This is a genomic window from Asaia prunellae JCM 25354 (assembly GCF_000613885.1).
In the GTDB taxonomy this organism is placed as follows: domain Bacteria; phylum Pseudomonadota; class Alphaproteobacteria; order Acetobacterales; family Acetobacteraceae; genus Asaia; species Asaia prunellae.
Genome location: NZ_BAJV01000005.1, coordinates 123473 through 143123 on the forward strand (window position 1 = coordinate 123473; position 19651 = coordinate 143123).

Annotated in this window: 19 protein-coding genes and 2 pseudogenes; 5 read left to right on the top strand and 16 right to left on the bottom strand. The window is 57.5% G+C overall.

Annotated features, from left to right (window positions below):
- Nucleotides 1-65 precede the first annotated feature (65 nt).
- Nucleotides 66-983: a glucosamine inositolphosphorylceramide transferase family protein gene (locus tag JCM25354_RS05595; protein ID WP_025885287.1), complete on the top strand. Its 918-nt coding sequence runs from the start codon at nucleotides 66-68 to the stop codon at nucleotides 981-983.
- A gap of 31 nt (nucleotides 984-1014) precedes the next feature.
- On the opposite strand, the gene JCM25354_RS05600 is transcribed toward JCM25354_RS05595, so the two are convergent.
- Nucleotides 1015-1917, bottom strand: coding sequence for an alpha/beta fold hydrolase (locus JCM25354_RS05600; RefSeq protein WP_025885288.1), 903 nt, complete (start codon nucleotides 1915-1917; stop codon nucleotides 1015-1017).
- Between the two features lie 637 nt (nucleotides 1918-2554).
- Entirely contained in the window at nucleotides 2555-3985 is a 1431-nt protein-coding gene (locus JCM25354_RS05610; protein WP_035446874.1) for a protein adenylyltransferase SelO, read from the bottom strand.
- A gap of 170 nt (nucleotides 3986-4155) precedes the next feature.
- On the opposite strand from JCM25354_RS05610, the gene JCM25354_RS05615 reads away from it, so the two are divergent.
- Nucleotides 4156-5532, top strand: coding sequence for a lipopolysaccharide biosynthesis protein (locus tag JCM25354_RS05615; protein WP_025885290.1), 1377 nt, complete (start codon nucleotides 4156-4158; stop codon nucleotides 5530-5532).
- A gap of 1 nt (nucleotide 5533) precedes the next feature.
- Here the strand turns inward: JCM25354_RS05615 and JCM25354_RS21335 are convergent, their stop codons facing one another.
- The 8 genes from JCM25354_RS21335 to JCM25354_RS05650 all read right to left on the bottom strand — a co-directional run bounded on the left by JCM25354_RS21335 (nucleotide 5534) and on the right by JCM25354_RS05650 (nucleotide 11937).
- The gene (locus JCM25354_RS21335; protein WP_159103458.1) at nucleotides 5534-5686 is read right to left on the bottom strand and encodes a hypothetical protein; all 153 of its coding nucleotides are present in this window, start codon (nucleotides 5684-5686) and stop codon (nucleotides 5534-5536) included.
- A gap of 38 nt (nucleotides 5687-5724) precedes the next feature.
- Nucleotides 5725-6921 carry an NADH-quinone oxidoreductase subunit D-related protein gene (locus tag JCM25354_RS16970; RefSeq protein WP_051537242.1) on the bottom strand — a complete coding sequence of 399 codons (1197 nt, stop codon included), beginning with the start codon at nucleotides 6919-6921 and terminating at the stop codon, nucleotides 5725-5727.
- Nucleotides 6918-8039 (bottom strand): hypothetical protein, encoded by a 1122-nt coding sequence (locus JCM25354_RS05625; RefSeq protein WP_025885291.1) that lies wholly within the window; start codon nucleotides 8037-8039, stop codon nucleotides 6918-6920. The genes JCM25354_RS16970 and JCM25354_RS05625 overlap by 4 nt, the downstream gene beginning before the upstream one ends.
- Complete coding sequence (locus JCM25354_RS05630; RefSeq protein WP_025885292.1) at nucleotides 8032-8586, bottom strand: hypothetical protein; 555 nt, start codon at nucleotides 8584-8586, stop codon at nucleotides 8032-8034. Before JCM25354_RS05630 ends, JCM25354_RS05625 begins: the two co-directional genes overlap by 8 nt.
- Nucleotides 8583-9491, bottom strand: coding sequence for a hypothetical protein (locus JCM25354_RS05635; RefSeq protein ID WP_025885293.1), 909 nt, complete (start codon nucleotides 9489-9491; stop codon nucleotides 8583-8585). The genes JCM25354_RS05630 and JCM25354_RS05635 overlap by 4 nt, the downstream gene beginning before the upstream one ends.
- On the bottom strand, nucleotides 9488-9745 hold the full coding sequence (locus JCM25354_RS05640; RefSeq protein WP_148301410.1) for a hypothetical protein: 258 nt from the start codon (nucleotides 9743-9745) through the stop codon (nucleotides 9488-9490). The genes JCM25354_RS05635 and JCM25354_RS05640 overlap by 4 nt, the downstream gene beginning before the upstream one ends.
- Nucleotides 9742-10902 (bottom strand): hypothetical protein, encoded by a 1161-nt coding sequence (locus JCM25354_RS05645; RefSeq protein ID WP_025885295.1) that lies wholly within the window; start codon nucleotides 10900-10902, stop codon nucleotides 9742-9744. Before JCM25354_RS05645 ends, JCM25354_RS05640 begins: the two co-directional genes overlap by 4 nt.
- Before the next feature lie 189 nt (nucleotides 10903-11091).
- Nucleotides 11092-11937, bottom strand: a complete 846-nt coding sequence (locus JCM25354_RS05650; protein WP_025885296.1) for an aldo/keto reductase — start codon at nucleotides 11935-11937, stop codon at nucleotides 11092-11094.
- Between the two features lie 178 nt (nucleotides 11938-12115).
- On the opposite strand from JCM25354_RS05650, the gene JCM25354_RS05655 reads away from it, so the two are divergent.
- Nucleotides 12116-13066, top strand: a complete 951-nt coding sequence (locus JCM25354_RS05655) for a cupin domain-containing protein (protein WP_025885297.1) — start codon at nucleotides 12116-12118, stop codon at nucleotides 13064-13066.
- 167 nt (nucleotides 13067-13233) lie between these two features.
- Nucleotides 13234-14604 (top strand): L-serine ammonia-lyase, encoded by a 1371-nt coding sequence (locus tag JCM25354_RS05660; RefSeq protein WP_025885298.1) that lies wholly within the window; start codon nucleotides 13234-13236, stop codon nucleotides 14602-14604.
- A 31-nt stretch (nucleotides 14605-14635) separates the two neighbouring features.
- Here JCM25354_RS05660 and JCM25354_RS05665 read toward each other — a convergent pair whose 3' ends face one another.
- The 3 genes and pseudogenes from JCM25354_RS05665 to JCM25354_RS16975 all read right to left on the bottom strand — a co-directional run.
- Complete coding sequence (locus JCM25354_RS05665; protein WP_035446828.1) at nucleotides 14636-15415, bottom strand: acetoin reductase; 780 nt, start codon at nucleotides 15413-15415, stop codon at nucleotides 14636-14638.
- 139 nt (nucleotides 15416-15554) lie between these two features.
- A complete protein-coding gene (locus JCM25354_RS05670; RefSeq protein ID WP_025885300.1) occupies nucleotides 15555-16001 on the bottom strand; it encodes a DNA polymerase III subunit chi in 447 nt (148 codons plus the stop codon).
- Nucleotides 16001-17379: pseudogene (locus JCM25354_RS16975) on the bottom strand (leucyl aminopeptidase); the annotation flags it as partial. The gene JCM25354_RS05670 and the pseudogene JCM25354_RS16975, both read right to left, overlap by 1 nt.
- Nucleotides 17380-17682: 303 nt before the next feature.
- On the opposite strand from JCM25354_RS16975, the pseudogene JCM25354_RS16980 reads away from it, so the two are divergent.
- Nucleotides 17683-18467 (top strand): annotated as a pseudogene (locus tag JCM25354_RS16980) (sulfite exporter TauE/SafE family protein).
- A 32-nt stretch (nucleotides 18468-18499) separates the two neighbouring features.
- Here the strand turns inward: JCM25354_RS16980 and JCM25354_RS05685 are convergent.
- From JCM25354_RS05685 to moaC, 3 genes are read right to left on the bottom strand one after another with little or no spacing between them, the layout of a single operon-like run.
- Nucleotides 18500-18934 (bottom strand): molybdenum cofactor biosynthesis protein MoaE, encoded by a 435-nt coding sequence (locus JCM25354_RS05685; RefSeq protein ID WP_025885301.1) that lies wholly within the window; start codon nucleotides 18932-18934, stop codon nucleotides 18500-18502.
- Nucleotides 18931-19203 (bottom strand): MoaD/ThiS family protein, encoded by a 273-nt coding sequence (locus JCM25354_RS05690; protein WP_243443923.1) that lies wholly within the window; start codon nucleotides 19201-19203, stop codon nucleotides 18931-18933. Before JCM25354_RS05690 ends, JCM25354_RS05685 begins: the two co-directional genes overlap by 4 nt.
- Nucleotides 19175-19651: a cyclic pyranopterin monophosphate synthase MoaC gene (moaC, locus tag JCM25354_RS05695; protein ID WP_025885303.1), complete on the bottom strand. Its 477-nt coding sequence runs from the start codon at nucleotides 19649-19651 to the stop codon at nucleotides 19175-19177. The genes JCM25354_RS05690 and moaC overlap by 29 nt, the downstream gene beginning before the upstream one ends.

Sequence of the window (19651 nt, forward strand, 5' to 3'; positions counted from 1 at the left end):
GCTCCCTGTTTTGGAAAGCGGATGCAGGTGGTGTAACCACGGCCCATTGAAACAGGGAGAAAGTCATGAGTTTGCGCAAGGATATCTGGCGAACAGGCATTCTCGAAGCGCCTCTGACCAGTCTGCTGGCAATGCCTGACTGGTCGCAGATCCCCTGCCATTTCCTGCCTGACATGCCGCGTGCCTTCCAGTTCCGTGCCGATCCGTTCGGCGTATGGCACGACGACAAGCTCCATGTTTTTCTTGAGATCTACGATTATCGCAATCGCATCGGCGAGATCGAACTCCTCGTCTATGATCGTGCCTGGCATCTGATCAGAAACGAGATCGTGCTACGCGAGCCCTGGCATCTTTCCTATCCACAGATCATGGAGTCCGAGGGCTCTTTCTGGATGCTGCCTGAGGCACATCGCTCCGGCACACAGACCCTTTATCGCGCAGAGCGTTTTCCCGATCGTTGGGTGCCTGACTGCGAAATTGATCTGGGCGGAGAAATCGCCGTGGATGCCACGTTGTGTTTTCGCGATAATCTGTGGTGGCTTATCTACACGCCGGTTGAAGCAGCCAAGAAAGCGCCGAGCCGACTGCATCTGGCCTATGCCAGAAGTTTGCGAGGACCATGGACGCGACATACGCAGAATCCGATCCGGCTTGACCCTTCAAGCGCGCGCGCCGGGGGAACGCCTGTCGAAATCGATGGCAGGCTGATGCTGCCGGTACAGGATTGCGCCAAGACCTATGGCGGCGCCATCCGCCCGCTATGGTTCGATGCCATGACGCCCGAACATGTTGTCACCCATACCGGCCCGGCACTTCCGATAGCGTCTCATTTTTCGCCTTATATCGAGGGTATGCACACGCTCTCGGCGGCAGGTGACGTGACATTGTTCGACATCAAGAAAACTGTCCTGTCGCCGCATGGCCTGATGATCGAGGCCGGACGTGAGATCCGTAAACTGCGCAAACGGATCGGACTCGCCTGACCCGTCTGTATCGTTTCGGAATAGGCGGTTTTCAGGGTGTTGCCTGAAGAGCCGCCTCAACGGCGTGGCCAAATTTCTCCGGCTGGTCGATCATGACGAAATGATAGCTGCCATCAATGCGTTCGAAATGGACATGAGGCGTTGTGCCATAGGCCGTGCGATAAAGCGTATCAACCATCGAAGACGGGATTCCGTAGCTCGAATCATAGGCATAAATCACGCTTACCGGCGCGGTGATTTTCGACAATGCAGGCCGCAGATCGGTTGTCATGTCGTCATAAAGTGCGTTGGCTACGGTTTTTTTGTCTGATTTCAGCCCTGCCTCGACCAGCGCCGGGCGGGCAGCTTCGGTCTTGACCAGTCTCGCGATGGTCTGTTTCTCGATGGCCTCACGCTGGCTTTCAGGCTGTTCCTGCACTATTGCGCGTTTATACGCTTCGGCTTGCGGCAGCATTGTTTCCCTCGTCGCCAGAGGATTATAGATCAGGGGGTAGAAGGGCAGGGCATCGACTATGACGACCTTGCCGATCTGATCCGGGTGTTCGCTGGCTACCATCAGGGCCAGAGCTCCGCCGAGGGAATGGCCGATTACTGTCGGCGCCTGAAGATGCCGGGTAGCGATATAACGCGACAGGGCAGAGGCAACGGGTATCATGACCTGATCAGAAGCGTCTTTTTGTGTGGGTTCTCCTGCAAAGCCAGCCAGTTGCACAAGATGTAGACGGTAATGCGCCTTGAGCCGAGTTGCGAGATCACGCCAGACCGAACGAGACGATGCCAGTCCCGGGATGAGAATGATATCCGGCCCGTGTCCTTCGATGATGATTGAAAAAGCCTGCGTGGCTGGGGCGGCTGTCATGTGTGTTTCTGCATGGGCTTCAGAAGAGGAAAGCACACAGAATGCAAGTATGAAGCCGAAGGGACGATATCTCATAATCAGGCGTATTCCTTTTTTCCTGACCGAAGCAGGCATAGGTATCATTTTCTGTTCAGTCTTCTCAGGACATGTCGCCAAAAACGGGCTTCAGCAATCATGAGGCGAGCCAGGACCGATGGGATACCATGGGCTTCAAGAGAACGTGGATCGCAATCACGGCCAAAGCTCACGCGCAGAATGGCAACCAGAATGGTACCTTCACAGATTAATACAAGGCAGACCTCTGCAGTCCTGAGCCAGCGTGTATGAGCTGGTAGTCCCGAAGACACACCTGGCAAGGTCGCTTGTGCCAGCCAGAGCGCAGAACCGCCAAGGGTTAGGCAGCGGAGAAATGTTCTTTTTGGTGAGCAAGGGCGGTAACATGTAAGAAATGCCACTAAAAATGTACCAATCCATAAACAGACGTACCATAGGCGTTCAGGCTGTGCGGGAGGATTCAGGGCCAGACCTGAAAACCAGCACAGAAGAAAAAGGTATGATAATATCCCGTATATATAGAACCAATTACTGCAAAAAACTTTCATAAATTGACTCCGTTCTGGAGTCGAATCATAAATTATTATTATATTTAGTTTGTTACTTATAAATTCAAAGAACCGTGAACGGGGCGCCAGCAGGGTGAATGAACACTCGATCAGGTGCCGCAGAATGTTGCATGCACGATCTGTTCGGGCAGGGGAGGCATTTCATAGGTGCTGTCATCTGCGAATGGGTGGCGCAGACGCTGGAGAAGGTTCTCGAAAACAGTAAAATCACCGTTCTCGGCTGAGGTAATGGCTTCAGCTACACGATGATTGCGGGCGATCACGGCAGGGTTGCTCTGACGCATCAGGGCATATTGCCTCTCCGCCGGAACAGGTTCCCGATCACGACGTGCCTGCCACTCCATCATCCAGTCCAGCAGTGCCTCGGATGACGTTGGCTCGACCAGTGAGTCGTTTCGGGCCAGACGGCGGAAGCTGAGCGTCCAGTCCATTCTGTCTTTTTCCATGATCTGCAACAGCGTCTCAATCAGTGCCTTGTCCTGTGTCTCACTGGCGGTCAGGCCCAGTTTGGGGCGCATCCGTGCCAGCCAGGCTTCCTGATAGAGATCCTGGAAACGGCCAAGCGCTTCCTGTGCCCAAGTCAGGGCACGGTTTTCATCCGGATCAAAAAAAGGCAGGAGTGTTTCTGCCAGACGGGCGAGGTTCCATCCTGCAAGACGTGGCTGATTGACATAAGCGTAACGCCCGTTATGGTCGATCGAGCTGAACACCTTGTCATGACGATAGATGTCAAGAAAAGCGCAGGGACCGTAATCGATGGTCTCTCCCGACAACGTCATGTTATCCGTATTCATGACCCCATGTACAAAACCGAGGCTCATCCAGTGCGCGATGAGGCGGGCCTGTCTGGCCACCACGCTTTCGTAGAGTGCCCGGATCGGGTTTTCGCAGTCATGTGCTGAAGGGACATGGCGCTCTATGGCAAGAGCGCAGAGAAACTCCAGCGACTCACGGTCCTCGCGTGCAGCAAAATACTGGAATGTTCCAACGCGCAGATGGCTTGACGCGATACGTGTGAGAACCGCACCAGGCTGCGGCCTGTCCCGCCAGACCGTTTCTCCGGTCGTGACGGCAGCCAGTGCGCGTGTTGTTGGTACGCCCAGTGCTGCCATGGCCTCACTCACCAGATATTCCCGCAGTACAGGACCAAGTGCCGCCAGTCCGTCGCCCCGTCGTGAGAATGGTGTCGGTCCGGAACCCTTGAGCTGCATGTCGTGAACCTGCCCTGCATGATCGGTTACAATGCCGAGCAGATGCGCGCGGCCATCGCCGAGCTGGGGCACGAACTGCCCGAACTGGTGTCCGGCATAGGCCTGTGCCATGGCTGGCACACCCTTGATATGCGTCTGGCCACTGAGAAGGGCCACGCCCTCGGGCGATCTCAACCAGTCAGGCGAGAAGCCGAGTTCGGTGGCAAGAGCCTCATTCAGGGCGACAAGATGAGGCGATGCAAAACGGGCAGGATCCACCTCGACAGCCATGGAGGCCGGGAAAGGCGCGCGGTGGAGAGGAAGATTCATGAGACCTCGAGGATGCAGGCAGTTTGTCAGGATCACTACAACGAGAGAGACCGGCTCCTGTCAGAGATAGCGTCCTCTCGGGCGGTCACAAGTCCGGGTGAACCGGAAACGACGCAGGTTTTTGCGCCCCATCCCTTTCCATTTCCGGACAGGGCGTTCAAAACCCCTTCATGCCGAAACATATCTCAGCTGCCAGACGGATCGTCCATAATGTCAGTTTTCTGACACTGGGACGCATCGCCACGGCGCTTTGCAGCTTTGCCTATATTGCCTTTGCCGTTCGAGGGCTCGGGCTGGGGCAGTTCGGCTTGCTGATCCTGATCCATTCCCTGGGCATCATGGCGTCGACATTCTCGCGTATGCAGTCATGGCAGACGCTCATCCGATTCGGTAATGAGCCCTACGCCTCTCATGATCTCGCTCTGTTGCGTCAGATTCTGGGGTTCTGCATAAGGCTGGATCTGCTCTCGGCGGTCGCTGCCGTTTCAATCGGTCTCATCAGCGTTGCACTCTACAGCCATATTGCTCACTGGACCCCTTGGGTTACCTCGCTGGCCTATGGTTATGCGTTTGTCAGTCCGTTCATGTATACGGGCTGGAGCAACGGGGTTCTGCGTCTGACAGACCGTTTTCATCTTGTGCCGGTCAGCGATACGATAACCGCTGTTTTCCGCACGGCAGGAACAGCGCTGGGTTTTGCCCTTCATCTCCATCTAGGGTTTTTTGTCCTGATCTGGGCCGGTGCAGTCTTGCTGGATTACGGGCTCTTCCTGTTTTTTGCGCTGGCGACATTGCGTCAGAAAATCGGCCTGCGTCTGCACTGGCGTGATGTACTGACGGGGTGGCGCTGGCAGTTGCCGGGTATGTGGGCATTCACCCGTTCGACGAGCATCAATCAGACTCTGGGGGCTGTATCAGGACATATCAGTACGCTGGTGGTCGGTTCGCTTCTGGGCTCTGCTGAAGCGGCCGTATTTCGTATCTGTCGCCAGATTGCTGATGGCATCGTGACGCCTGCCCAGATGCTGTCACCTGTTCTTTATCCCGAGCTGGTCAAGATGCGTGATCGCCAGGATTGGGCCGGTCTGAAGCGGCTGACCTGGAAAATCTTCGCCATGCTTTGCGGGGTTTCTGTGGCGCTGCTGATTGTTTCCGCGTTTTTCGGCGGACGCATTTTTGCGCTTATGCTGCATATTCATCTGCATGGGACGACTTATTACATCTCGGTCATGCTTGTTTCGGCTGTTCTGACCCTGCTTGTTGTACCGCTCGAACCACTTCTGACCGTTATGGGGCAGATCGGGTTCCTGATGGCGAATCGTACCTGGATTACACTTGTCTATTTTCCGGTTCTCTACGGGCTGACAGCGGCCTGGTCTCTCAGGGGGGCCTGTTATGCCACGGTATTCAGCAGTTCTGTCATGTTCGTGACACGCCTCTGGCGTGCCATCAGCTGTTCTCTTCGTCCGATGAAAGAAACCAGCGGGACAGCGGCTGTCGAACAGATAGCCAAGCCAGCAGAAAGAGAACTTGCGGTCGAGACGTGACTTACTGTTCGGCTCCGCCGGGATCATAGCCGAGAGATGCCAGAACCAGCCTGTCTTCCCACCTATTCTGAAGGAGAGCAGGAAGAACAGACAGCGTTGCCAGAGCCGGATCGCGCAGCATGATGCTCTCAAGGCGGGAGTTCTGGAGGCGCACCCAGCACCACAGATCACCATGTGGCCCTTCTGCGGCACCTATGCCCTCGCCGGAGCCGGTCGGGGTGGGGGGGGCAGGGGAAGGGGAGAAGCGAACTGGCTGGCAATACGTTCTATCCGACGCAAAGAGTCCCTTATCTCGTCGAGGCGCAGGGACTGGCGGGCCCAGCCATCCCCGGCGAGACGTGATCCTGCCCGCCCCGGCACATGGCGCCGGTCGTCCTCAAGCTGACGCAGGTCGAAAGAACGACCCGAGGCGCGTCCGATCAGTCCGCCAAGACAAAAGCGTTCGGCCGTGGAGGCAGTAATCACACCGAGCCCTTCCAGCATTTCTGCCATTTGGCCGTGCAATCCTTCCAGTATCGGCAGACGCGGCATCATCGCGTCATGAACTGCATGGGCAAGAGGGCAGATATCAATTCCGGCTGCGATGCCTTCAGGACTGATGGCATCGATCAGGCGACGTGAGGCGCCATGCTGGGCACAGAGTTCGGCACAGAGATCTTCAGCGAGTGAAGCATGCGTGTCGAGAAGTGAAAATCCCGTCAGACGTGCCATCAGGGCTATATCGCGGCAGTGTACGGTAATACGTTCTATTTCTGCCAGAATGGTACGTGCATCTCGCACCGCGTCTGAAGGTACAAGTCCGAGAGCCTGTTCCACGGCACGGGAGTAGGCCAGTGGGGCTGACACAAAGGCTGCTGAAGTACTACGCCCGATGATCTTCAGAGCCTCTTCTGGTTTTCTGCCATGAACATGCTGCATGAGACCGGTATGAGCGCCGCCAGGCATAATCTTTCTGGCCCCCCAGGCCAGAGGCGCCATATCGCTGTGCAGCCCTTCACGGAATCCCGTATCGGGAGGGGTATGATCTGAGGGAACGGAGCGTTGTGACAGGGGGGAAATGCTGGCCCAGCCACCATGATCGAGCGCTGGTTCGGTTTCGGCAGCCCCAAGGGGAAGGCAGCCCCAGAGATCCTGGGCCATACGTTCTGGCCATGAGGCTGCGGGAATAGTGGCGGAAAGGGCAAAATACCGCCCATCTATAAGGGGCGTGCTGACCAGCAGCGGTGTTTCCTGGTCGAGAAACAGCGCATGGGCCCGGCTGTCATCACACCAGTGGGCAATGAACCAGCCGGGGGTGGCGTTAATCATGGCGCGCCACTGAGGCTCGTCCAGACCGTAATGATGCGGGGCCAGATGTTCGCCCTGCCTGATATGTCGCACCATGCTCATGGGGCTCTCCAGTGCAGGGACCAGAAAGAAACGGGCAGCATCAGCAGAAAAGGCGAGGCCAGCCCGAGTACAAACAGACTGCCCAGTATGGCCCTGTCCTGCCATGTCGCAGGGATAGTAATGCCCAGACGGGCACGGCTGGCCAGAAGGCCGAGTGCCAGAAGGCACAGCAGTGCCGGGATTGCACCTGTGTCAAACAAACCGCTCACGATCGCACAACATGCGGCAAAGCCCGGCCAGGGGGGGAGACCTGACAGGATCCAGCATCGCATGGATCTGTCGATTGCCGGATGCGCGGCGAGAACAAGTCCGCTGCTCAGAAGGAGTAGTGCAGGCAAGACCCCATTGGGCAGGGTTGCGGCAATGATGGATAATGCCACGAGCGGACGGGGGCCATCCTGCCGTGTCATGATGCACAGCCAAAGTCCCGCCAATCCTGCAAGAACCAGCACCATATGAGTGGTTTCACGCTCAGGAAGACGGAGCATCAGTGCCACGACGCTCAGGCAGAGCAGCATATCCAGAAGGGTTGTACCGCGTTCATTGATTCCTGACTGTTCTCTCGTGGTGACGGGCAGACCAAGTCCCGCCATGAGACAGAGGCCAACAGAAAGAAACAGATCACCAAGACGGAGTATGGCCGGATCAGGAATGAGGGTGGTCAGGCTCGTACCAAGCAGGGCCAGAACAACGCCCGCAAGACGCAGACGCATTGATTCCCAGGCCTGTCTGGCGCGTGTCGTAACCAGTGTTTCACGCAGGGCCAGTATCAGCGCGGCGCAGGCAGTGAGGCAGGTAACCGGCAGAAGCGTATGCACGCTGAGCGCCAGCATAATGGCGAAACTGGCCATAAAATTGAGGCAGAGAGCGAGGCGCTTTTCATGTTCCTGCCAGGAAAGAAACGGGACGGATCCTGCCAGAAGGCAAGTCCAGCGCGACAGAAGATCCTGTCCTGCCAGAAACGGATCGAGCAGCACGGTCAGCAAGAGCCCTGACAGCGCGAAGAGCCGTGCTGAGCGCCCGGCCTGTGCCTCGGGCATGAGAGCAAGGAGACATGCTGCCAGAAGCGGCCAGGTCGGAATCAGGAAGACGGCGATCTGATGCAGGGTCTCAGCCATTTCGCGACCCCTCGGTACGGAGCCAGGCAAGTTTCGGCATGAGCCAGCCTCCCAGAGCCAGTAATCCTGTCCAGACCAGTGTCGTCCCGAGAACAAGCGGCCAGCTCTGGCTGTAGCCACCAAGCAATAACAGGCCATTCAGGGCACAGAGCAGCCCGACAAGTTGAAGCAATGGTGCCGGGAGCGCTGCCGCGCATAGGCCGGAAAGAACGATGCCGATACAGATCAGCACTGGCAGACCTGGTATCGCTGCCAGTGCGGTAAGCAGCATGAGCCCTATGGCAGCGCACAGGGCGAACCCCGCAGCTTGCTGGATGGCCCGCCTTTCGCGCAGATCCCCCGATCGCCAGGCAATATGGGAACGCAGCACCATCCACCCTGCTCCATTGAGGAGGGGAAGCAGAATGAGCGCGGCCACGGCCGGGGCGCCATGACCGATGACCGAGACGCAGGCCGCAGCGCAGGTGCCATGAAAAGGCAGGATGCGACTGTCACGACCGATAGCCCCGAGCGCAATCAGCAGGGTAAGTCCAAGCAATACCGTCATGCCGCGAGTCTTCCTGCCAGAACCAGCAGGATCGCAGCGCCGCTCAGTACCAGAGCCAGACGCGCGGCAGGCAGGGGGCGACAGGCGCGCCATCCGGTAGCAAGAGCAGCCATGAAGGCAAGTTTCGCCGGAGCGGCAATGCACCAGAGCATGATCAGCCCCCCCGGTGGATGGGTCCCTGTGTCAACTGAGTCCGGCCAGACTAGATCGGCGATCAGCAGATACCAGCAACAGGCTGAAAGGTCATGGCTGTAGCGGAGCAGGGCGCGGTGACGCCCCGTGGTCGAGGCAATCAGTTCTTCATGCCAGTTATCGCACAGGAAGCGCCAGCTGAGCACAAGCAGAAGGGCTGCTGCAACAAAAACCAGTCCGCCGAGCAGAGCCGGTGCGGGCTGCAGAACACGTTGTTGCAACAATCCGGTCAATGTGCCGGCCCCGGGGAGGCCGATCGAGATCAGGGTGCCGGTCAGGGCAAGAAGGGGGACGAGGAAGAGCAGGTCGCGCCCCAGCCAACTCATTGAGGCACGAACGCGCAGGGCGATCAGACGGGTAGGCGCGCTCTGAAGCGCCATTATCCAGGCAGGAATACAGGAAAGGATCAGCAAGACCCCGCAGGCAAGAGGTTCCGAGAGAAAGGAGAAAAGAGAATGTGCGCTGGCAAGGGGTAGCCCGGCCATGGCAAGCCATACGGCGCACAAGCCGAACCAGGACAGGGCAGGAATACGGCTGTATCGTTGCCAGCCCCGATACAGATGCCGCCAGCGCCAGCCGGGAGCTGTGCCATTCCGGCCTGCACCAAGGCCCTGCAGTCCCTGTTCGAGATCAGTCAGAAACGGGGCGATGATTGCCAGGCAAAGCATCTGGCCCAGTGTGATGGCCAGCGTAATGGCAAGGGAAACAATCATGCAGCCCAGCCCAGCCAGGCCAGCGCTCCGGCGAGAAGAAGCAGCCAGAGTGCCAGGGTCTGACGCAGCAGGGGAGAAGTGGCCTGACGTGGCGGAAGGGCCGGTTCGAAAGGCAAGCCCGCAGTCGTCAGGCGTTGCATGCCATGACGCAGGGCAAGCCCGCGAGCGCGCAGACGGGTCAGGGACCGTTTCATCCCCCAGGGCAGGCGAGGCCTGAGTTCCGGCGAGGGCCAGTGCGGCAGGACGCTGGTCATGGAGGCAGGTAGGTCACGAAAGCAGGGGCGATGAGGGCTGGTATCAGAAAAACGAGAGCAGGATACCAGAAACAGCCGTCTCCTCCGGCGACAGACCAGATCGGCCAGGCCCTCCAGACATCCGGGCCTGCTCCTGCTAGGTCGAGAGCCGTATCATGGAGAATACCCAGCAGCAGGCCGGGACAGATTGACAGGCACAGTCCAGCAGTGACCGTCGTCAGCAATCTGTGATCGTGCACGATCACAGCCTGTGTGAAATGGCGCCAGATTGCGAGCCAGCCCCGCACCATGAGAAGGCCAAGCAGAAGGCTCAGGATCACGGCTCCTGCTGTCCAGGCGGGAGAAAGGCTGCTCAGGCCGTTGATAACATGCAGCCCAAGCCAGAATGGCAGAAAACCGGCCAGAGGCGGTAAGGGTGTCTGAAAGACACTGTTCCTGCTATCGAGTCCTTGCAGGGCCAAAGCCAGTATCATGGCCTCGCCTCCGGCGAGCGCCGTGTCAGCCAGGCCATTTTCCCTGGCGCAGAGCATCAGACCGAGAAGCAGGACAGGCCAGTATTCCAGTGTTCTTTCGACGCGTTGAAACAGACAGAGCCCGCTGCCAAGCAGAATGAGGGCCACAGGCCAGAAAGCACTCTGTTCCTGTATCAGGGGCGGAACAAAAAGAGCGTAGGCGAGCAGAGGCATTTCCGCAAAGGCGGGCAGTGTTGCCAGCCCCGCGGCAGGAGCCAGAAAGGAAAGGGCGGGAAAGTCAGGGAGGATGGCCAGAAGGCATCCTGCAGGAGCCAGAAGTCCCAGTCGCCAGTTCTGAAAAGGTTGTTCGTTTTTCGCCCTGTTTTTCTGATGTGCCGCTTCGGCAAGACAAAGAAGAAAGCAGAACAGGGCCAGCGCAGCGTCATGACACAGAAGGCCGAGGCCCCCAAGTGTCTCACCAATCGGTCCGACATGACGGCGGCATGTTATCAGTGTGAGCGTCCAGAGCATAATCCAGCAGGCGTTGAGAGGATCAAGGGCCAGAGGACCAAGATGGGCCTTATGCAAAGCCAGAGCACCCCAGCAACCCGCCACGCCCTGAATGCCCAGAACAGCCTGTCGGAGAAGGGGGATGGAGGGGCCTGGCAGTCTTGATGTCGCAAGACGCAGCACAAGACAGCTCAACAGCAGAACAAGGGGCAGGGCTGAAAACAGGGAGTCATCCTGACATGACGGAAAGCGGAGAAGATTTTCTTACCGCAGTTTCGATCCCGACCCAATTCCTGTGATCCGGGCTTTGTTGATGACAGTGAGCCTGCCCCCGAAGCTATGAGGAAAAGGCCAACTCCTTTTCGTCCGCTGAAAGGGAAGTGTTCAGATCATTTCCAGGGGAGTCTTGTACTGCGGTGGTGAAAAACGCTTATCCAGCTGCTCGCACTCTTTTCCGGTCAGCTCCAGATCAAGGGCAGCAATATTGTCGCGCATGTGAGTGCGGGTACCTGCTTTGGGAATAGCCAGAATGTTGGGATGCCGGAGCGTCCAGGCGAGAGCGATCTGGGCAGGGCTGGCGGGGCCCGTCGCGGTTTCATGATGCCTGGCAATATCAGTCAGGACAGGATCATCTAGTAGATCACCTCCCTGGCCAAGAGGAGAGTAAGCGATCGAAACAATCCCGGCGTTCCTGTCCCGCGTCAGAAGATCGAACTCGGCGCCGCGCGCCTCAAGATTATAGAGTATCTGGTTTGCGGCACAGTCGGAACTCAGAAGATCCAGCTCCCTCATATCGTCTGTGTCGAAATTGGAGACGCCCCAGCGTCGGATCATTCCTTTTGCCTTAAGGGTAGTCAGTGCCTCGATAGTCTCTTCAAGAGGAATGCTTCCCCGCCAGTGTAGCAGATAGAGATCGAGATAATCGGTGCCGAGTCGGTCGAGCGAGGCCTCGCAACTACGCAGGGTTTTTGAGAAGCTGGCATTTGAAGGCAGCACTTTGCTGATCAGGAAAACCTCTTTGCGCCGGTTGCGTATTGCTTCGCCGACAAGGTGCTCTGAACGGCCACTGCCATACATTTCTGCCGTATCGATCACGCTCAGACCTGCATCCAGCCCCATATGTAAGCTGGCGATTTCCTCGTTACGTGAAGCTGTTGAATCCCCAAGATTCCAGCTGCCCATTCCCAGTGCCGGAACAGAGGCGCTATCGCCAAAACGGACCTTTTTCATGAAAATTTCCTTTTCATTCCGAAGGTCGAAGCGTCAGATCATGAGCTGCGTTCGTTCTTGTAAGTGTATAAATTATCACGAATACGTGAATTTTGCCTCTTGCAGGATCAGGCAGCGTTAGGCTGACCATACCAAGGGTTCAGGGCAGCTTCTGCTTCAGGGGAGGAGGCTGAAAAGAATGTCTTTAGATCATCGCATTTTCCAGCGCTTTTTCACCGCAGGCGAAGCGAACGGGCCCGCCCCGGTCTCCGAAAATCGGAGCACGGCTTCCGTCTGGACAATGGGATCGCGTCTTGTCCCCATGCGTAGCGTATTTTCTGGTGATGATCGGCGATTGAAAACAGATGTACCGGCCAAGGCGCGTGATGGAGAGGTCAGACGCCATGATCTCGGTGGGGGTGGAAAAGATCCGCTTGAGCGTTACGATGCAACAGGCTGGGGAATGGTTATTTTCGGTCGTGCAATGCTTGAGATGCGTAATGAAAAAAGTGTGGCGCCTTGCCGCATGGTCCTGAGCGAAGGTGATGTCTGGAGTGTACCGGCTTCTGCATCAGCCTGGCTGCATGGCCTTGATGATGAGAAGGCCAGCGTTGTCATGTTTGTTGGCGGGAGAGAGGCTGCACTTTGTGAACCTGGTCAGGACTGGTGCCATCATGAAACCGGTGGATCACAGGACGTCTTCTGTCATCACCTTCTTGATCAGGCGGCGGAGGCGAAACATTGGGGGAATATCAGGGTAATCGAGGCTGATGCGTTCTGCGATCCTGATGCGCTTTCCGCCGCGTTCATTGAGATTGATTCCGGTTGCTGCACTGATCTGCACTGGCACCTGAACACGTCTGTCTGGCAGATCTGTCTTGATGGCAGAGGTGCTGTGACCTGTGTCCCGGCGGGGGAAGTCCAGCAGGTCAGGCGACTGGGTAGCGGAGTGGTCAGCCATGTTCCCAGAGCCGAGGGGTATTTCATTCGCAATGACGGAGACAGGCCCCTGCGCATTCTGGAAATCTTCAGATCCGATCATTATCATGATCTGTCCTTGCCTCAGTGGCTGGCGGCTTCCACACCTGAGGCGATTGCCACTCATCTCTGCGTTGATGTCTCGATGATCACCAGTCTGTCTCGTCTCTGAAAAGACGGGACCATGTCATTATGAAAAGAATACTCGACCGTTCTTGATTGGATCGGAGTTGCTTTCGAGGCAGAAACCTTCCAGAGCTCTCAGGCAATCTTCTCTTCTCCCTGCCAGGATCTGTGCGGGGTTTTCATTCCCTGCGATCGCGTCAGGACGGGACTATCATGATCAGCCTGTTCGATCTTTTCAAAGTCGGTATTGGTCCGTCTTCCTCCCATACGGTAGGGCCCATGCGGGCGGCCCAGCGCTTTATGGTGTCTTTGGCCGATCCTTCCGGCGTGGCCCGCCTGCGGGTAACGCTTTACGGATCGCTGGCCTGGACCGCTCAGGGCCATGCGACCGACAAGGCTGTTATTCTTGGCCTGTGTGGAGAACTGCCCAACACCGTTGATCCTGATGCTGCAGACGATATTGTCGCCAGGGTCGAGTTGAGAAAGCATGTGCTTTTCGGAGAGCATCTCCTGCCTTTTGATTCGGCATTCGATCTGGTGCTCGACAAGGAGACGATCCCGCCGGTTCATCCGAACACCCTGCAATTCGAGGCGCTGGATGAAGACGGCAGGATTACGGATTGTGCCCGTTTCTGCTCTGTAGGCGGTGGCTTTATCGTATCGGAAAGTGTGACCGAAACGGCAGGTTATACTTTGCCTGAGGTGCCGTATCCGTTCAGCAGCGGTGCTGAACTGCTCAGTCAGGCAAGATCGCATGATATGAGCATCGCCGCTATTGTCATGGCAAATGAATGCGCCTTGCGTCCGCATGATGAGGTGATGGCTTATATTGATGAAGTCATTGCGGTCATGATGGCCTGCATTGACCGAGGCATTACGCAAACGGGTATCTTGCCGGGGCGCCTGAAAGTGCGTCGTCGGGCAAACGCCCTGTACGAGAAACTTCGTGCGCGCGAGGGTGCCAATATGCGTTCGGCCCATGGTATCATGGACTGGATCAGCCTGTTCGCTATTGCAGTGAATGAGGAAAATGCATCGGGTGGGCGCGTTGTCACGGCCCCTACGAACGGGGCCGCGGGGATTATACCGTCCGTACTGCGTTACTACCGCGACTACTGTCTGCCCTTGCCTGCCTCAACAACACAGCAGGGCATGCGCGATCTCCTGCTGACAGCCTCTGCTATTGGCGGACTTTTCAAGCTGAATGCATCGATTTCGGGGGCAGAAGTCGGCTGTCAGGGTGAGGTTGGTGTGGCGTCGTCCATGGCTGCGGGGGGGCTGGCCGCTGCTCTGGGTGGTACGCCCGAACAGGTCGAGGATGCTGCGGAAATCGGCATGGAGCATCATCTGGGTATGACCTGTGACCCTGTAGCGGGTCTCGTTCAGATTCCCTGTATCGAGCGCAATGCGTTCGGCGCGGTCAAGGCGATCAATGCGGCTTCTCTCGCCCTGAACGGTGATGGCACCCATATGGTCTCGCTCGATCAGGTCATTCGGACTATGGCCGAAACCGGGCGTGATATGAATCACCGTTACAAGGAAACATCCCTTGGTGGTCTCGCCGTCAATCTGCCGGAGTGCTGAAAGACCTTTTTCGAAGCCTTTGCACCATCTCTTACCGATAGACGACCCCACCATCTGTGAGAATGGACTGACCTGTGATGTAGTCTGAGTCAGGGCCTGCGAGAAAAGCGACCAGTGCAGCCACATCGTCTGGCGTCTGGGCGCGACCGAGAGAAATCCCGTCAACAAATTTCTTGTAGGTCTCGCCTTTTGGGGTGCCGGTCAGCGCGGCAAAACGCTCATCGATCTCGACCCACATATCCGTCCCGACAATACCGGGGCAGTAGGCGTTTACGGTAATGCCAGCGCTGGCATATTCCCTCGAAGCTGCCTGTGTCAGGGCGCGGACGGCAAATTTGGTGGCCGAGTACACGCCGATCATCGCAAAACCGTCATGGCCTGCGATGGAAGAGGCATTGATGATCTTGCCTTTCTGCTTGCGCGCTTTGAATTTGGCTGCGGCGGCCTGAATGCCCCAGAGCACCCCCTGAACATTGATACGCATGATGCGCTCAACTTCTTCGGGCATGACCTCGGCGATCGGGTTGACCTGGGCGATACCGGCATTGTTGATCATCACGTCGAAGCCACCGAGCGTGTTTTCTGTATGGTCAATAGCGGCATAAACCGTTTCGCGATCGCTCACATCGGCCGCGAAAACACTGGCCTTGCGGCCCAGCGCCTCGATTTCGCTTTTGACGCCATGCAGCTTGTCTGTCTTGAGGTCCACAAGGGCGATATCGGCGCCATCTTTTGCCAGGCGCAGGGCGATACCACGTCCGATGCCCTGGGCTGCACCAGTGACGAGCACGACTTTTCCATCTAGTGACATGATCACTTATCCTCTCTGAGGGCCGCACCTCATATCGTCACGATGCGCAGTCCGGATGGGTGATCAGGTAACGAAGAAGCAACGAGCCGGATCACGCGGATGATCAGGTTGTGATGAACAAGACAAACCGTGACGAATCTCACCCGGCTTTCTGCCATCCGCGTTCCTGCTGCTGCCAGTAGGCGAGACTATGCCCGGCCTGTTTCACACGCGTCCAGAGCGCGCGCGCGCGGGAAACAGCCAGAGCGTCGTTGCCGTCAAACAGGGTAAAGATCCGGTCAAACTGCTCCAGCCCCTGGTCAGGGCCGCCATCGAGCAGAAAAAGGAAGCGGGCCTCATTGGGCACATCATCACCCTTGGTCAGCCATATGGGCTGGCGCGGACCATGCCCCATGCTCTGGCTGCCATGAGGGAGCCAGAGGGGGGCCTTGGCTTTCCATAATGCCTCGTCGAGCTGCTTGACCTGTGCGGCATCGCGACAGCGAATGACCGCGCGTTGCCCCGCGTCGAGTGTTCTGCCTAGGAGCGCCGGCAGGGCGTCTTCCAGCGTGGAACGTGTCAGATGATAGAAGCCGATATCGCTCATCAACCCTGTGCAGCTTCCGCCTCGTGGTGGCGCACGAGCGCATCAAGCAGACGAACACCAAAACCGGTTGCCCCCTTGGGACATTGCGGTGCGGCATCCGCACGCCAGGCAACACCAGCGATATCCAGATGGGCCCAGGGCGTGTCACCCACGAAGCGCGCCAGAAACTGCGCCGCCGTGATCGAGCTTCCGGGGCGGCCCGTGATATTCTTCATATCGGCGATGTCAGACCGAAGCTGGCGATCATAGGCTTTACCCATGGGCATGCGCCATACGGCTTCTCCCGTCTGTTCGCCCGCTTCGAAAAGTGCGGCGGCAAGAGCATTATTATTGCTGAAAAGCCCCGCGCGCACATGGCCAAGGTAACCACAATGGCACCCGTCAGCGTAGCCAGATCGACCATCAGCCGTGGCTGGAAACGCTTGTTGGCATAGGCCAAGACATCAGCCAGAACGAGACGTCCCTCGGCATCGGTGTTGAGAACTTCAATTGTCTTGCCGGCATAGCTGCGCACCACATCGCCGGGGCGCTGGGCATTGCCCGAGAGCATGTTCTCGACCAGTCCGACCACACCGATGACGTGGGTTCTGGCTTTTCGGCGGGCCACAGCTTCCAGCGCACCCACAACCGCCGCGGCTCCACCCATATCGGTCTTCATTTCATCCATGCCTGCCGCAGGCTTGATGGAAATGCCGCCTGAGTCGAAGGTCACTCCTTTGCCGATAAACGCGAGCGGCGCGTCTTCGGAGCCACGATAGCGCATGATCGCCACGCGGGCTTCCTGATCGCTGCCCTGCGCTACGCCAAGAAGCGCACCAAAACCAAGTTCAGCCAATTTTGCGGCATCGAGAATCTCGACCTCGACACCCAGATCACGCAGCCCCTCGATACGTCGTGCGAATTCGGGCGGCGTCAGCACATTTGGCGGTTCGCTGACGAGATTGCGCGCACTGAAAACCCCCTGCGCTACAGCGCGCAGACTCTCCCATTCTAACTGCACCGTTTCAGGGTGCTCGACACCAAGGTGCAGGCGCTGCAGCTGGGGAGCATTTTCAGCTTCATCTGTGTGATACAGGTCGAAGCTGTAGCGACCAAGCGCAGCACCATAGGCAGCGTGGGCGGCAAAAGCGGCGCAGCGTCCGGCAAAGGCGAGATCGGCATGGGTTGTGTCACGCACGGCTTTGGCTGCCTGACCGCCGGCAGCTTCCATGGTCGGAATATCCAGCTCATCTTCCGGCCCACAGCCGATCAGGACGATCCGTGCAAAAGCCGCGCAGGGTGCAAGCAGAACGCAGTTCTGATCGCGCTGTCCCTTGAAGCGTGAGATTGCCGCTGCGCGACGCAGAGCCCCGCCGGTTGCCGCGTCAAGATGGGCAAAGGTCCATTGGCAATATCAAAATCAGGCCCGGTCAGCAGGACAAGGGTCTGCTCCGATTCCGGGGCCCCTTTACCTTTCAGGATTGGAAACGGTGCCTGGATCTGGATGTCGAGCATAATCTTTCCGGTCAATAATCTTATGGTGCCTTACTATCGTCAGGACGCATGAAGAAGGCAAGGCGGTGTGGCTATAACAACGACAAGAGATCGTTCATTAAATTCAAACAACTATGAACGTTGATTAAAGAGAAGAAGTGTGGCCTAGTCTCGTTTCATTCTCCAAGAAGCGCATCAAGGCTCTCTCATGTCACTGCTTGCCGAACTGAATTGGCTGTTCGTTCTCTCCGGTCTTGGGGTCGGGTTTCTTGTGGGCATGACGGGAGTCGGTGGCGGCTCCCTGATGACGCCTTTGCTGATTCTGCTGTTCAAGGTTCATCCTCAGGCGGCTGTGGGAACCGATCTGCTTTATGCGGCCATTACCAAATCTGTTGGTACGCTGGTGCACGGGCATCGAGGTGCGGTCGAATGGCGTGTAGTGCTGCGTATGCTGGCGGGCAGTCTTCCAGCCACGTTGATTGCCCTGTTGTTCCTGCACTGGTACGGCAGTCCGTCACACGACACGACCAGACTGGTTTCGACGGCTCTTGGTGTGGCTTTGCTGATCACCGCACCCAGCGTGTTCTTCCGGAAAGAGCTTCAGGCCTGGTCGCATCGCCATGCCGGAGAACTCTCTCCCCGCAGTGCGACCATTCTCACCGTTGTACTGGGTTCCGTTCTGGGTGTCATGGTCACGCTGTCCTCAGTGGGTGCTGGCGCTATCGGCATGACCGTACTGATATTGCTTTATCCCTCTCTCAGCACTGCGCGTCTTGTTGGCTCGGATATCGCCCACGCTGTGCCGCTGACGCTGATTGCAGGCATGGGTCACTGGTATCTTGGTGCCGTCAAGATTCCCATGCTGGTCTCATTGCTCTGCGGCTCCATTCCAGGGATTATTCTCGCAGTCTCTGCGTTGGTATGGTGAATGAGCGCATACAGCGTACGGTTCTCGCTGCCGTTCTGTTCATTGTTGGCTGGCGTCTGGTCTGACGTGCTACAGGGCAAGAGCCCCGCGCGTATTTTCAGGACCCGTCCATGATCTCATGGCAGGCGATCCATTCCGAATGGCCACTGGCATAGCGTTCGCGTTTCCAGATCGGTACACGTCGTTTGATTTCGTCGATGACGAAGCGGCAGGCTGTGAAAGCGGCGTCGCGATGTGGGGCTGAAACGCCGATCCATACGGCCATGTCGCCGATGGCCAGTGTGCCAATGCGATGGATGCACGATGCTGCAAGGATGTCGAAGCGGGTCTCTGCCTCAGAGAGCACAGCAAGAGCCTCAGTTTCGGCGAGAGGAAGATAGGCCTGATAATCAAGGCCAAGTACAGCCTGTCCATCACTGTGATTGCGGACCCAGCCTTCGAAACTGCAGTAGCCGCCTGCTTCATCACGGCGCAGGGCCAGCGTGAAGGCCGCAGGATCAATCGGATCTTCTGTCAGGAGGAAAGTGCTCATCCACCGGATACCGGGGGAATGAACACGACATGATCGCCGTCAGTGGGGCTATGATCCCATCGGGCGAAGGCTGCATTGACCGCGACGCGCAGACGGGAGGCAGGCAAGGTGAAGTTGTGGCGCGTTTTCAGTTCTTCATAAAGCGCGTCAAGGCTCAGAGCAGCGGTTTCGATCTCTTCGCACGCGCAGCCAGCTTCATCGCGGAGCAGGGCGAAATATTCAAGGGTCAGGTGGGCCATGTCAGGGCGTGCCAAAATCGCGTTTGCCACCGCTTTTTCCTATGAGACGTACATCATGGATGACCATGTCATGGCTCAGCGCCTTGCACATGTCATAAAGAGTCAGTGCGGCTACGGTAGCGCCAGTCAGGGCTTCCATCTCAACACCGGTCCTGCCTTCGCATTTCACTCGGCAGTCGATCAGGGCCTCGCAGCCTTCGATCGTAATTTCGACCTTGCAACCGGTAAGCGAAAGCGGATGGCAGAGCGGAATAAGCTGGGAGGTCGCTTTCGTGCCCATGATGCCGGCAAGCTGAGCCACGGTCAGCACGGCTCCCTTGCTGGTCATGTAGCCTGACGCAGCGAGGCTTTGCGCAACTTCGGGTGGAAAGCGGAGGATGGCGCGGGCATGGGCTTCGCGACGGGTCACGCTCTTGTCGCCGATCTCGACCATATGGGGGCGTTGTCCGGTTTCATCCACATGGGTCAGCGACACCAT